Annotated in this window: 12 protein-coding genes; 5 read left to right on the top strand and 7 right to left on the bottom strand. The window is 40.7% G+C overall.

The annotated features are described in order from the left end of the window. Nucleotides 1-66 precede the first annotated feature (66 nt). The 3 genes from LVQ76_RS13225 to LVQ76_RS13215 form a co-directional block, all read right to left on the bottom strand. Entirely contained in the window at nt 67-2637 is a 2571-nt protein-coding gene (locus LVQ76_RS13225; RefSeq protein ID WP_232921825.1) for a fimbria/pilus outer membrane usher protein, read from the bottom strand. Between the two features lie 62 nt (nt 2638-2699). Further along, nucleotides 2700-3434, bottom strand: a complete 735-nt coding sequence (locus tag LVQ76_RS13220) for a fimbrial biogenesis chaperone (RefSeq protein WP_232921824.1) — start codon at nt 3432-3434, stop codon at nt 2700-2702. Nucleotides 3435-3488: 54 nt separating this feature from the next. Beyond that, entirely contained in the window at nt 3489-4064 is a 576-nt protein-coding gene (locus LVQ76_RS13215; protein ID WP_232863924.1) for a fimbrial protein, read from the bottom strand. 445 nt (nt 4065-4509) lie between these two features. Between LVQ76_RS13215 and LVQ76_RS13210 the strand changes: the two genes are divergently transcribed. Then, nucleotides 4510-5421 carry a LysR family transcriptional regulator gene (locus tag LVQ76_RS13210; protein WP_232863923.1) on the top strand — a complete coding sequence of 304 codons (912 nt, stop codon included), beginning with the start codon at nt 4510-4512 and terminating at the stop codon, nt 5419-5421. A gap of 207 nt (nt 5422-5628) precedes the next feature. On the opposite strand, the gene LVQ76_RS13205 is transcribed toward LVQ76_RS13210, so the two are convergent. Both LVQ76_RS13205 and LVQ76_RS13200 read right to left on the bottom strand, forming a co-directional pair. Beyond that, a complete protein-coding gene (locus tag LVQ76_RS13205; protein WP_232921823.1) occupies nt 5629-6138 on the bottom strand; it encodes a hypothetical protein in 510 nt (169 codons plus the stop codon). An 8-nt stretch (nt 6139-6146) separates the two neighbouring features. Then, nucleotides 6147-6821 (bottom strand): helix-turn-helix transcriptional regulator, encoded by a 675-nt coding sequence (locus LVQ76_RS13200; RefSeq protein WP_232921822.1) that lies wholly within the window; start codon nt 6819-6821, stop codon nt 6147-6149. 657 nt (nt 6822-7478) lie between these two features. Between LVQ76_RS13200 and LVQ76_RS13195 the strand changes: the two genes are divergently transcribed. After that, entirely contained in the window at nt 7479-7982 is a 504-nt protein-coding gene (locus LVQ76_RS13195; protein ID WP_232863920.1) for a hypothetical protein, read from the top strand. Between the two features lie 471 nt (nt 7983-8453). Further along, the gene (locus LVQ76_RS13190) at nt 8454-9698 is read left to right on the top strand and encodes an MFS transporter (protein ID WP_232863919.1); all 1245 of its coding nucleotides are present in this window, start codon (nt 8454-8456) and stop codon (nt 9696-9698) included. 3 nt (nt 9699-9701) lie between these two features. On the opposite strand, the gene LVQ76_RS13185 is transcribed toward LVQ76_RS13190, so the two are convergent. Further along, a complete protein-coding gene (locus LVQ76_RS13185) occupies nt 9702-10550 on the bottom strand; it encodes a helix-turn-helix domain-containing protein (protein WP_232921821.1) in 849 nt (282 codons plus the stop codon). A 105-nt stretch (nt 10551-10655) separates the two neighbouring features. Next, nucleotides 10656-11291, bottom strand: a complete 636-nt coding sequence (locus LVQ76_RS13180) for a LuxR C-terminal-related transcriptional regulator (RefSeq protein WP_232921820.1) — start codon at nt 11289-11291, stop codon at nt 10656-10658. A gap of 394 nt (nt 11292-11685) precedes the next feature. Between LVQ76_RS13180 and LVQ76_RS13175 the strand changes: the two genes are divergently transcribed. Together LVQ76_RS13175 and LVQ76_RS13170 are read left to right on the top strand one after the other, a co-directional pair. Next, nucleotides 11686-12261: a fimbrial protein gene (locus LVQ76_RS13175; RefSeq protein WP_232921819.1), complete on the top strand. Its 576-nt coding sequence runs from the start codon at nt 11686-11688 to the stop codon at nt 12259-12261. Nucleotides 12262-12315: 54 nt separating this feature from the next. Further along, on the top strand, nt 12316-13023 hold the full coding sequence (locus LVQ76_RS13170; RefSeq protein WP_151993818.1) for a fimbrial biogenesis chaperone: 708 nt from the start codon (nt 12316-12318) through the stop codon (nt 13021-13023). Nucleotides 13024-13035 lie beyond the last annotated feature (12 nt).

Below are 13035 nucleotides of genomic sequence, written 5' to 3'. Positions count from 1 at the left end.
GTTGGAAAAATAACAAAGCGCCAAAAATGGAGAGTGGTTTTGACACTTAATTAATTAAAAATTTACTCATAAGCAAGGCGTATTAAACCGCTGTGGCACTTTTCTCTGTGTTTTATCTGTCGATAACGGTGCCAAAATATAATTCACTTTACAGCTCGATTCTGCACCATTACCCCACGTAACCCTCAGCGTACCTTTCATATCGGCAACCTTGGCATAAATCACACCACCCTGCGTTACTGCTCCTACATAGTTGTTCAGCGCGTCGAAGACTTCTGCGCCAAATGGCAATGGGTTACCGTTAAATAAAGAGGTGATAAGTACTGGAATACCCGTACGCGTATTAAATTTAACTTTAACCACCGCACCGGAACGTGGCACCGCTTTCTGGGAAGTATTTTCAAATTCAACATCCTGTGAGGATCCTTCCGGGTCTATCGATACATCGTTCAACTGATAAGGCCGCATTGAAGGGAACACCGCATAGCCAAACGAATCGACTTTTGTCCCTGCATAGGTACCAATTTTGGCGCCTTCTGCCCCTTTAGCTTCTACCAGTGCAAAGGTATCGCCGGTATAAGGAGAAAGCGTCAAGCCCCCTGAGTGAGCAATCATCGAGCCCGACATACCAACGGTGCTGGTTTGGTAGTCAGGTCCTTTGCTGTAGGTACCGCTCATTTGGGCCACGCTGCCAAACCAAGTGCCACCCACGCTGCCAGACGTACCTGAGCGGCTATCGTGCGATCCGCTCAAGTTATAGGTGTATTTATTATCTTCACCCAACGCGCCACCAATTGATGCCTGTTCATTTTGCCCACCATTATTATCATGGTTGTAGCGCAGGCTTACCGTCGGAGCACGCACATCACGGTCTTCCCACAGTGGGAATGAGAAGTTCAGGTTAAAACTCGTTTGGTCCGCCCCATAGGCGTTTTGGCTACGGCTTACGTTAACGCTGTAGTTCACCCGTTTAAAATTATTCGAATAGCCGAACTGATACTGTTTGTTGTATTTGTCGTTATTCCAGTAGTTCTCTATTGATGCACTGGCGTAAAAATTTCCCCAACCTTCAGCTAATCCCTGGCTTGCGGAGAGCGCAAAACGGTTTTTGGAACGCATAATATTGGTTCCTGACTGGCCACTTTTTACGTTTTCTCGGGCCAGCATCGTGGTCATGTAGTCCATGTATCCGCTACTGGAAAAGCGGTATGCGGCCAGGGTAATGTTACTGTCTGTCTCGGTAATGAGCTTACTGTAACTTGCTCGATAACTTTGCCCTGAGAGAGAGGAAGGCTGGTCTTGATATTCACCAATTTTGCTAAAAGATTGCGTAACGTCGACACCAAATGCGCCCAGCAGCGTACTTAATGCTGTACCAATCTGCGCAGCCTGATAGTTTTCACTTGCCTGTACGCCTGCATAACCCGTAACTGAGTTAGTTAACCCACGCTGATAAGTTGCTTCATACAACATCGGCTTTTCAGAAACATTGGAATCCCGTAGCTTGCCCGCTGTAAAGCTAAAATGGTGTGAACCAGGGCGCAGCAGCTGTGCAACTGAAGCATAAGGCATCGAATAGTTTTGTACCGTGCCATCAGCTTCCTGAATAGTAATATCCAGATCGCCACCATAACCGGTTGGGTAGAGATCGTTAATCAGGAAGGCGCCAGGTGTGACAGTGGTTTCATAAATGATTTGACCCATCTGCTTCACAATGACTTTGGCGTTGGTTTTCGCAATACCGCGAATTTCAGGCGCATAGCCACGTTGTGAATCCGGCAGCATGCTGTCGTCACTTTCAATCCGCGCACCGGTAAATGGTAAAGAGTCGAAAAGCTGGCCGCTGGTGTTGGATTGACCAATAACGACACGACCCCGCAAAGCTTCAACATCGCGCTGCAAGTAGGTATTTATGGTGCTGTATTGACTGCCCTGATCTTGCTGCCAGTTATAAGAGCCATTATGACGTAAATACCAAGCACCAATATTCAGACCACCGTTGAGACCCGCATAAAAAGTACGGCTGCTGTTAGTACCAAATTTAGAATCATAGCCGTTAAGGTAATAGCTTAATAGGCCGGCAGGGATCCCGCTATCCCATAGCGCAGGGTCAACCGTGCCGCTAGATATGCGGTTGACATAAATTTGTGGGATAGAGATATTGAGCTGTTGCTCATTGCTATCAAACTGGACTTTAGCATCTGGAATTACGCTCTGCAGGTTCGCGCAAGCGACTTTTCCAGAAACCATTTCTACCGCTTCTGGCGAAAGCTGAGATTGGTTGAAATTGATCAACTGCAGAATTTTAGCCGTCAAGCATGGATAGACGGATTTATCTGCCCCTTCTTTTAGCTCAACGTTATCGACACCGACTTCGGTATTATTAACGATAATGCTTACACGGTAGATACCCGGCGTGCCGCTAGAGCCTTTTGAAAAACGCGTAAGATCGACCTTAGTATTACTATCCATACGCATTACGTCAGATTCAAATTCAACGCTGTCAGTAATAGGTTGGGTATCTTCCGTGACTGGTTCATTAGCGCAAACAGGAAATGTTGCCAAACAGAGAATAATAATTGGGGTTAAGCTATTATGGCGCGTTAACTCTTTATTTTTTATTTTTATTATTTTCATGTCAGCAACCTCCTCTCTCACTCGTAAATCAAGCTTTAATCCATTAAAGCTAATAAAAAAAATTAACGGTCATTCGCATTGTATTTAACAAAAGCGCCATAATCATTAATAGCGGTATAACTCAACTGAGAGAGATTGCTCACTCCAGGAATGTCTTTAAACTTGTATGTCTTTGTGCCGCCGGGGATGATCATATCCCCTTCCATTTCAAGATTCTTACCACTGTTTTTGTAATAAATCATCCCAAGGGTAACGTTATATGGCGTTGGGTTAATCACCAGCAAACCACCATCACGAATTTTCCAGACGAGATCTTTTGGCGCACTGTTTGCATTACCCGCTAATCCATCCGGACGATAGAAAATTTTTATTCGTGTACGGAATGCGATATTAAGCCGGCTTATTTCCTGAACGCTTTTTTGTTTGGCTGGAACCTCAAGCACATTTAACCAATATACAGATTCTTTATCTGTTGGCAGTGCAGGTGTACCAATATAAGTAATACGTAAGGTTTGTCCTTTCCCTGGGTCCATCCTATTAATAGGAGGTGTCAAAACAAACGGCACGGAAAGTTTTTCGGGAGAAATATGTTCGTCACCTTTATCAATCCAGCTCTGCACTAATACAGGTGACGGATTATTATTAGTCAGTTTAACCGTAACTTCATCTTTACTTTCACGGTAAATAACTCGGGTTGAGCCAATAACAACACCCGCAGCCGCATAATTGACCCACCCTAAAGTAGCCCCTATAAAACACATTACGGCGGCTTTTCTTGCGTAACGACGCATAAGCATATTGATTCCAAATAAGTGAAGCAGGGGCAATGGCTTACCCCTATGGATAACGATTTATTTATACATCAGGTCGTAAACTACTTTGCCTTCCACGGTACCAGCCGCAATGACTGCATCCGCTTTGACGTATTCCACGAAATAGTTCAGACGAGCAGTACCGTTCGGTGAACCCGAAACAGTCTGGAAGCCTGTACCACCAGTATCACTCTGAGAAGCGTAACCAACTTTAATCGGCTGCAGAGAAGTACCGTCCACCAACTGCAGCATTACACCTTCTGCACCGCCAGCCGTACCTTGGGAAAGGTTAGTCAGGTAGCCGGTCATGCTGTCTACGTTGGCTGTGCCATTGGAGCTGGCATTGAAGTAGGCAGCTACTTTGGTTTTGCCGGTTGACAACGTACACTCAGTAACATCAATTACGAACTGTGTACGACCTGCCGTTGCACCTACTGCACCTGGTAGAGAGGTAGTAGAAACCGTTGGCAGTGTCACGTCATTCCCGCCAGCCACTGAGGAATTACAGGTACTTTCTGTGATTTCACCGTGGAACAGGATTTCATTGCCAGCTTGTGCAACATTGATTAAAGACAGAGCAGAGATAATACTTGTAACGATAGCGAGCTTTTTCATGTTAATTCCCCGTTCTTGGGTTTGAATAAATACAAATTTCCGTTTGTTTAACGATTATTAATTTCAGATAACTCTGACATTAATTACAGCATTGATGCATAACATTTTGTAGCGCCACACAAGCAAACCGAGATATAAATAGTTCGCGCGTGACTTTGGGTAAGGTATTGATTAATTAATTTATTGTCTTTGAAGATGCCTCCTCCATTATGACACAACCAATATAAACATTTTTATAAGCAAAAATAATACTCTATAGATACATGCGTGTATTTAAGAATTTAATTCTTTTAGTGGGGCAAAGTCTTAAGATATTACTGCTTTGTTTTGATAAGCTATATTCGCATTTAGGATTACTACTAACAATAACAATGAATAAAAAAGTCAGTTCGATAAAATAGAAAATGGACTATAATTTGTAATAATAAACCAACAAAAAGTTAACATGATGAATAGAAAATTAGATTTAAATTTATTAAGAGTGCTATGCGCCCTGGTTGAAAACAAAAATGTCACGGAGACAGGTGTCCGTCTGGGGATGGGGGTGTCATCAGTCAGCTATGCATTAAATAAACTTCGTGACCATTATTCAGATCCTATCATGATCCGCACTAAAAATGGGATGCAACCCACAAGTTTGGCATTAGAACTTTATAAGCACTTTTCGCCAGCACTAAATTTGATAGAGCCCGCTTCAACTGATAGAAAATTACCTTCTCCCGAAAAAAGTTTTTTCCGTATCAGAACGAATTCGGTTATTGAGAATTGGTTGGCATGGAAATTTATGAACGATGAAGGGGCTGAAATTCAAAATGCTGTTTTTGAATTTAATAATTTCAGTAATGACAGTGAGGTACGGATCGAGGCGTTACGCAGAAAACAAATTGATATTGATATTGGGACTCCATTAGCCGTTGATAGTTCTATTATTGAATACCAAATAATTCTAAAAAATGTACATGCAGTGTGCCAGGTCAATCATCCTCGTTTGCAAGGCAAGGTCACACTGGAAATGCTTAAGAAGGAAAAACTGGTTACGTATGTCCTTCCCAAGGATTCGTCTGAGATCGATTTAGAAAAATATATCTTTTATTTTGATGGGATTAGTAGCCTAACCAGGAGGATTCGTGTCTCGTCTTACGATACGTTGCTTATGTTAGTATCACACTCGGATGCAGTATGTTTTATGCCTACACCGCTGATTGATTACTATTCAAAAATGTATGATATAAAAGCGTTAGAGACAGATGTTGTAAATGGACATGCCATTACTATTTATGCAAATATACTGAAGTCAGCAAAAGATAACCCCATACTAAAAAGCATCATCAGTCATCTTATGACATTAGCTGATTGATCCGCCTGGTAGTGCAATAATGTTATTGCTTTAACTTTAAAGTAATAACATCTTTCTGTCTAAAATCTGAAATGGCTTTTTTGATCACAAAAATAACAAATATCAAAAGGGCTAAAGAGGTAATCAAAAAAATGGCAAGGTTAATGTTCATCACCACCTCATTAAATATGATGTTTGATTCAGGGAAATATACTTTCCAGTTTACTATTAGAACCAATAAATCAATGCATCTCTGATTTTTAAACAAGCCTGGATAGTGACTTTTTGTGAAACATTGACAAAAGTCTCTTCCGCTTGCAAATCTCTTTGCGCATAGGGAGTTAAGAACTGAATTTCATATTGCTCAGTAGTAAAGGGAATCGCAATGACCGCCTTAACACTTTTTTTAGCGCTCCGTTTTTGTGCATAGTGCAATGCTTCATTTTTTGGCGTTAGTTTACGATACTGGATATCAGGCAGTGAATTAAATTTTCTACTGCCAGCAGGTTTAACTGTTTCACAATTTACAGGTTCAACGACATCTGCAAGTTTTGGATAAGCAGTCTCAGTATAATTGTCGGAATAAAATAATTTGTTCTTTTCAATCTCACTAATTTTGTCGGATTTTGTCAGTAACCAGTCTGTTGCACCTCTTGATGCAATGCCTTGCGTGCTGACAAGCAAAGAAATAAAAAAAATTAAAAAGAACTTTATGACTTTCCCATTTTTATTCTCCAATAATAATGCTACAAGTTTTTGATATGTGTACTGTTCCTGATGAAAAAGTACAGTTCACTTAAAGAGTGCACGCTAAATTTTGAATAGATTCTTGATCTATGTGCAAGTACGGTTTTCTCACTAATATACAAGTTATTAGCTATTTCCCTGGTGTTCTTTCCCTTAAAGATATTTTTCAACACGTTAGCTTCACGAGTTGTTAATCTTAAAAAAGGCGTACAAATTTCAGGCAAGACATCTTGTCGGAGCTCAAAATCCCTGGTGCCAACCATCTTAATAATCACGCCCTCAATATCCATTTTTGTATGCCGCAATGGAATGGATTTATTTAACACAGTTTTGAAAAGTAAATTATAAAAATGGCTCATTTTATTATATTCAGCGCCATCACATAGAAATACGGATTCAAACTGCAAGTTTGTGTCATTGATTTTATTAACCATTTCCAAACGGTCATGGAAAAAGAAACCGTCTGAATCAAAGAACACGATGGATTTCCCACCTGCCCGTAACATCTTTATCGTGAGATCATTAAGATTACTGATTTCATATACATTATATGAAACGTTACCTTTATCACATTTTGAAAAGGCTTCTTCAATGACTGACTCTAATCCAAGTTTTAGGAATTTATTTTGAGTGAGTATGAAAATACTCACGACTCCATTGCTATTTTTTAACATTTTGCATCCTGCATAGTTAAAGAGTAAGGAATTCACCTGACCACGTTGTAAGTTATCTCATTGGCTAAGAATCCGTCTTTAGGATTTCAACTCTTTTATAGGATATTTATTAGGAGATTTCCTAGGTGCCTATAGTCCTATTGGAGAGGGATAGGTGCAAACATAAAGAAAGAGAAACCATTTTCTAAAAATCAGAATTTTATCTCGATCTCTTTGGGAATCGATAAATATTAGCTTCTGATAATAATGGACTTTAATTTCCGCGCAGGCCTGGTATATACTCGCCAAAATTACAGACCTAAAAAAAATGTAGCTTATCTCTCAGCGGCGTTTTGCTTGTGTTGATTTCCGGGTAAAAACTCCTACGCTTAGAGCTAGCTGTAATGAAAAAGTTGATGTTAGTGGATGATGTAAAGCACGTTTCTATGCTTTTCAAATCTTAACTCCAACTGGATTACCCTCCACCTTTTTGGTTTCGGTAATAAAGTTCATATGCTTTTTCATTGACATGGAAACGAAGCATTTTCTATGCCGAGTGAGCCCTTACTTTTTTGGTGTTAGTCGTTGCTGTAATAAAAATGGCAAACCAGCATTTTTTAGAAAATACAGGTCACCAGGTGACGTTATTCGTGGTTAAACGTGAGTTAGGCTAAGAAAATGAATCTAAAAAAAACCAGTGTACTACCCGTTTTTCTTCTTATGGCTTCCTTTTCGGTTTTTGCGAAAGAAGTGAAATTGGGCAATGACCTTGCCACTTACACTTTGACCTGCGGGAAATCCATTACGGTCAACTTCACCGATCTGACAGATTCCAATTCTGGGCATACGCTAATCGGTCTGAAAAACAAGCAAACTGGTGCAGTGGATCTCTTTTTGTCACGCACCCCCACCTCAGATCGCCGACAGTACGAACAATACAACAGAGTAATCTACGATAACCTGTCGAAAACCTACATAGGCATGGCTGATAGCCCAAGTATTGTATGGGGTGCGGCACGCGACAACGGCCAGACAGAGGAGACTTATCGTCTGGCTCTCGGTTCACACGTCTATATTTGCGGAAAATTAGAAAAACTGCCGGATGAAACCGCGAACACTCTTTATGGAGAAACGGACGACGAAAACCCGAGTGATGGGACCAATGCCACATACGGCCAATAGCATTTTGCCGTAGTATTTTTTTCTTCAGATACCGTCCTTATGTTTCATTGTTAACTGCTGGCTTGACGATGTCATGCCAGCAGTTACATATCTTCGTCATTCCCAACAGCTTAGTACCAGGCACTGATTTTACTTATTTCAGCCTTCCTGGTGAGATCTGTATTTCATTGATATCACTTAGCTCTTAAGAACCTCTTTATGTTTGGGGTTGAGCTGGAATTAATGATATTTAACCCTACTGGCAATGGCTTCAATTATGACTTGTTGGTACATAACAACGAACTTGCAGGCGATGTTAGCAAGAGGAAACTTAAGCATTACATAGATTCTATTACCAAAAATAGGATGTTAAATACATAAAATATATAGAATTAAATAATTAGTGGTATAACTAATAGTCCATTTTTGATAAGCGGCGTAACTCACACTACAGCGAAGCATTAAGCCGCAAAACAGTTTCGAGGAATATTAGTGAGCACAGATACGGCAGCAATATCTTCTAAGCGGGCATTTTACTACGCGCCGTTCCGCAATTTGTTCTTTGCTCGTCTGCTGACGGTACTGGGTAATGGAATCGCACCGATTGCTCTGGCTTTTGCCGTGCTCGACATGGGGGGATCGGCCGCTGACTTGGGCATTGTTATTGCTGCTCGCTCGATTTTTAACGTGGCTTTCTTGTTGATTGGCGGGGTACTTGCCGATCGCTATTCACGAAGTCGTGTTCTGCTTTACTCATCGGTTATCGCTGCAATCTCACAGGGGGTTGTTGCTGGCTTAGTTCTGGATGGCTCGGCAACCATTATGCTGTTGGTGATACTTGGCGCTATAAACGGTGCAGCAGCGGGGGCTTCGTTGCCTGCTTCGCAAGCCATGGTCCCACAAACTGTTCCGGTGCATTCCTTACGGGAAGCAAATGCCTTTATCCAGTTAGGTATTTATGGCGGGACTGTTATTGGTGCATCACTGGGCGGTGTTCTCATAAGCGTGATGGGGCCAGGCTGGGGATTGGCCATTGATGCTTTAGGGTTTGCGGCATCAGCACCACTGTATTTAATGATTCGAACTAATTCGGCACAACCTCAGAGCGCTCAATCCAATATCTTGCAGGATTTAAAGGACGGTTGGGTGGAGTTTATTTCACGCTCATGGGTCTGGGCAATTGTGGTGCAATTTACCATCGTCAATGCGGCCTTTAGCGGCGTGATGATGGTGCTGGGTCCCGTAGTCGCAGATGCAACATTTGGCCGAACAGGTTGGGGCATGGCGATTGCCGCCCAAAGCATGGGCTTGATAGTCGGCTCTGTTATTGCACTTCGTTGGCGGCCACGTCGGGATTTGTTAATTGGCACAATTTTAACGGCATTTTGCGCAGGCCCAATTGTCATCCTGGCTCTGATTCCTTCGACCTCAGTTTTGATGGCGGCATTTTTTATAGCTGGAGTTGGTTTTGGGTTGTTCGGTGTGGCCTGGGCGCAGTCGCTACAAACTCATATCCCGCCTGAAAAGCTTGCACGTGTTTATGCTTATGATGCATTGGGTTCATTTGTGGCGATTCCGATTGGCGAAATTGCAGCAGGCCCTCTTGCGATGCACTACGGCAACACAAATGTTTTATTGTGTTGCGCAGCTGCAGTTCTGGTTGCAACCTTCGCAGCCAGTTTCACGCCAGCGATCAGAAGACTCGATAATACTGCGCAAGTCAGACAACAGAGCTAGTTGTTATTCAGCTACTGTTTCTACAGGGATGTAGTATTCACAATCCAGAGCATTTTCAGGCCTGGCGTAGCCGTTATAAATGAAAACCTCAATGTCAGGGGCTGGTCTGCGTTTTAACCTGTGTTTAGGAAAAATGTTGAGATAAATATGTTTTGAATACTTAGAGTATTCTTCTTTATTGCACCTGAATGAAAATCGGGCATATATCCCCGAAGGGTAGGTGTGATCACCCGGTTTTTTGTTTAACTCTTTATTATGTACGCCAATAATCGAACTTAGCTTTATGCGCATTGAATGTTTCTTATGCGCTTTATATTCAGATATCGACCAAATATTTTGTTTCTGGTTATTCAAATGGTTGATGATGGTATTCCAGCGGACCTCTAAAATATTCTCATTGGCTGGGATGGCGATTTCTTGGTGAGACATTTGACCTGAAACATATCCTTCGGGCAAGGTGCATATCTGAAAGCTGCCTACGTCGATGCGGTTAAAGTTGAATTCTGCCTGTAATGGCGAGAAGTCCCAACAGCTACTTCTGCGGTACTGAAGTGGGGTTAAGCCTGCTGCTTTTTTAAATTCCCGGCAAAAGGACTGTTGCGAGTCGTAGCCAAATTTCGCAGATATATCAATCACATTCATATTAGTTAGACGCAGGAAGATAGATGCACGAGTTACCCTACGTTTACGAATGTAGAGACCGAGAGGTATTCTTACATGTTGTTTAAAAATAGTCTGGATGTGCCGGCGGCTGTAACCCGTAAATCTGGATATATCATCAATGTTAATATTCACATCGATATTATTTTCGATGTAATTTAATACTTCCTGTACGATATTCTTTTTAAGCATGTGGCAATACATCCTTGAGCGCGAAAGTCCCTTATTAGATATACATATTGGATTTATTTAGTCAATCAACCACGTTATTATTGCACTGTTGGTCAATTGATGTAATTAATTAATAAGTTGATGGTTAACCCAATTTACAGCCTGTATTCGATTATTTACCGATATTTTCTTAAAAATATTATAAAGATGAGTTCGTACTGTGTTTTCACTGATAAAGAAGGATTGAGCGATGCGAGCATTAGACTCACCTTTACATAACTCGTGCAGAATTTCGTATTCCCGTATGGTCAAATTGCCTGAGTTTTTATCACCATAGGTTTGTTCCGGTGCGGTTTGAAGGCAAGCGTTTGCATTATCTTCATATCTGTTTTGCATCATAATTTTTATGGCGTTAACCAGACTGCCAGGTGTGGTGTCATCGGGTAATACGGTATCGAAACGATGCCAAATTGATTTCTCATAAACAGACAATGCCCTTGAGCAGTTAAGCAGGCATATCCGCATGCTGGATTGGCTTTCCGCAAGCAACTTTGGCCAGACTTTGTTGGATTTACTGCTGGCTGCGTCTGTATCGTAAATAAAGATAGATTTCTCAGAAGCATAAAACATCATTGGTTTCTTTACATTCAGGACCACAACCGGGATCTTAATTTCCTGATTCAAGCGCTCCAGAAGAAGATGATTTTGCACTGAGGGTCGGGTAACTAAGAACAATTTTTGCTCTGCTGCGTAGTTAAGCATGGGTCTTCCCTCTATAAAGTTATTTTCTCCAGGACAGTGAATTTACTGTCATCCATTAATTGGGCTAACGATAAGATGTTAGACCTAATGAGATTTAGCTTATTGTGCATAATAATAAATCGGTTTTACCGAATTATTAAGCAGAAGTTATTTGTCTCTAATGTAAGTTCGTTGATATTTAATGGTTTAATTTATTTAATGATCTTTCATAAATTAAAATACATTCTATTAAATAATGTATTTTAATATTAATGTATTAGTGGCAAGTACTAAGCATTATGCAAATACGTTAATCCCCGTAGTTACTTATATATTTACTTATTTATAATAAGGCTGAGGTAAATACCTCTTGGTAGATACAGATTTACTGTACTCCTAACAAAAGGAAAATTTTATGAATAAAGTATCAATTATTGCTTTATTAACGTGTATTAGTTTTTCTCCTGTTGCAATGGCTGCGGGCGATAATGGATCAGGAATAAAAGAATGGTCAAATGTTGTTCATTTCAATGGCCTTGTATTTGAGAGTTCATGCAAGATATCTACCTCTGATAGAGGAAAACTAGTATCTTTACCACCAATAAGACTTTCAGAAATACCAACGACAGAAACAAGAACTAACGCTGTACCATTTAAGTTGACACTTGAAGATTGTGGGTTGGTTGCTAATAAACCTCCGAAGATTGCCATTCAGTTTAATGATGATAATGTCACAAAACAGGGATATTTGAAAAATTCAAATGGAGCATTGAATAATGTAGGGCTGTTGCTTATGACCAAAGATGGCGCAAAAATTGATGCTAGCAAAAGAACCTCTTATTATGCGGATGATGAAGGTGGTCATTCGTATAGTAATAAACGCAACTACTCATTCAGTGTTGGTTATATAAAAGTGAATGACTCAGGTGTTAAATCTGGTACATCAGGCCCAGTTACTGCTCAAGTTAATTATCACATAACATATTGGTAAGGTAAAAATACCATAGCCATAAATGGCTATGGTATTACTCACATGGAGGTCACTATGAGATTTTTAATTCTGCTATATTCCATACTATTAACGCCATTGTCCTATGCCGACAATATCATTGTTAATGGAACGCGTTTTATCTACCCGGCTAATGCTCCAGAAATCACTATCCAAATGACCAACACAGGCAGTGCGCCATCTCTGGCTCAAATCTGGTTAGATGAAGGCGATCCTGATGTACCGCCAGAAAAAATCTCTACGCCCTTTATAATATCTCCACCTATTGCTCGCGTAGATGCGAAAAATGGTCAATCGATAAGAATTAAAAAACAGGAATTGCAAACAATCTCCATAAATGACAGAGAGTCACTGTGGTGGCTAAATATTCTGGATGTCCCTGCTATCGATAAAAATGAGTATAAAAAAGATGCTGGCATGCTAAATATGGCGATCCGTTCCCGCTTTAAATTTATATGGCGACCTGAAGGGCTTGGTAATAGAGCAGATGCTGAAAATAAATTAGAGTTACGCTCTGCAAGAAATAAAATTACGGTTATTAACTCTTCGCCATTCTTTATTACGATTGTCGATATTAAAACTGCTTTAGGTTCCAGTCTTTTAGAGGAAAGTGAGATGGTGGCACCCAAGAGTCAAATGGAATTCAAAGTAAAAGAGAACATTTCTCACGGGCAAAATTTAATTGTTCAAAGTATTAACGACTACGGTGGAGTGGTTGAAACAAAAATCATTACTCATGGATAGTAAGGATATAAC

The sequence above is a fragment of the Buttiauxella cochleicola genome (genome assembly GCF_021283185.1).
In the GTDB taxonomy this organism is placed as follows: Bacteria; Pseudomonadota; Gammaproteobacteria; order Enterobacterales; family Enterobacteriaceae; genus Buttiauxella; species Buttiauxella massiliensis.
Note: the sequence above shows the minus strand (reverse complement) of the source record. Positions and strands in the feature narration are given on the sequence as shown.